This is a genomic window from Halobellus sp. Atlit-38R (assembly GCF_003665925.1).
Classification (GTDB): Archaea; Halobacteriota; Halobacteria; order Halobacteriales; family Haloferacaceae; genus Haloquadratum; species Haloquadratum inordinatus.
Genome location: NZ_QXIJ01000105.1, coordinates 1 through 648 on the forward strand (window position 1 = coordinate 1; position 648 = coordinate 648).

Consider the following 648-nt stretch of genomic DNA (forward strand, 5'->3'; position numbering starts at 1 on the left):
ATAAAATCTATCTATGATCGGAAAAAGGTCTTGTAGATTAGACCCAACAACCTTTTAGGAAGAAGCCGGGCAGGTACTCTAACAGCGAGATTTATACCTCCAAGTATCCAAACATAAAATCCAGTATCGACAATCGACCGAATTAACTTAATCTCGCGACGGGCGATATGTACCCCTTGACGCCGGGTTGTCAATTCAGTAGCCCGAGCCTTGACAAGGATCTCTGGAAGGTTGGCAAGTTTCTTGCCATTCTGTAAAAGACGGCACCAAAGTTCGTAATCTTCTCCGTATTCCATTTCACGATAGTTTCCTACATCAAGCACGGCACTACGACGGAATGTCACAGTAGGGTGATTCATCGGGCTGCGATAGTATGCTGTCCTGTGTATTTTGCCCGATTCTATTGGAACCCTCCGAATCGATTGAATTTCGTCGGGAGTCGCTACAAACTCCCCAATATATCCACCGACGGCATCAGTTGACGGATTCGATTCAAAATATTCTAACTGCCTTTTCAACCGATTCGGACACGCTATGTCATCAGCATCGATAATTGCGACAAACTCTGATTCTGCTTTCTTAACTCCTATACCTCGGGCATGACCTCGGCCGCGCTCTTCAACAGAAACATCGCGTACCGAAAATTCT

The 648-nt window shown here is 45.5% G+C and carries 1 protein-coding gene; it reads right to left on the reverse strand.

All coding sequences use genetic code 11. The features are described 5' to 3' along the window. Positions 1 to 11: 11 nt before the first annotated feature. On the reverse strand, positions 12 to 648 hold a 637-nt coding region (locus D3D02_RS18340; protein WP_121571328.1), incomplete at its 5' end, for a glycosyltransferase.